1 pseudogene is annotated in these 595 nt (G+C 53.3%); it reads left to right on the top strand.

What is annotated here, in order from left to right:
• Nucleotides 1-435: pseudogene (locus tag DDR33_RS26270) on the top strand (hypothetical protein); the annotation flags it as partial.
• Nucleotides 436-595 lie beyond the last annotated feature (160 nt).

Here is a 595-nt window from a genome sequence, read left to right on the forward strand (position 1 = left end):
AGCGTCATTGCCGAGGCATCGCTGTCGCTGGAGGTGCCGGTGACCGTGAAGATCGGGAAGGAGCAGTTCCAGATCGGCACCAAAGAGGAGTTCCTTCACCGCCGCTTAGCCATCCAGGCAGCGCGAAGGCGGGCGCAGATGGCTTCGCCCTATAACAGGGGAGGGAAAGGGCGAAAGAGGAGCATGAAAGCTGTGGAACATTACCGCGACCTCGAAACGGATTACATCCAGCAGAAGCTGCACCTGTACAGCCGCAAGCTGATCGATCTTTGCGTGAAATACCGCGCCGCTACCCTGCTGCTGGTGAACCAGCAGGCAAAGGAGGATCTGGCCAAAGAAGATGAATTCCTGCTGCGTAACTGGGGGTACAGCGGGCTGAAGGAAAAGATTGCCTATAAGGCAGAACGGGCGGGGATTGAGGTAATAGAAGAATAAAAATAAATAGCGAGGCTGCCTGCACAGCCGCAGGGTGAGGCTTGAGAGCGCTCGCTAAGCAATAAATACATGCAGCTGGCGGCTAGTCCGTTGTTGCCGGAAGTAAATGATAAGCATCACTTTTTTCAAGCTAAAAAGCTCATTAGTTTTGAACATAACA

It is taken from the genome of Pararcticibacter amylolyticus (genome assembly GCF_003130405.1).
GTDB lineage: Bacteria > Bacteroidota > Bacteroidia > Sphingobacteriales > Sphingobacteriaceae > Arcticibacter > Arcticibacter amylolyticus.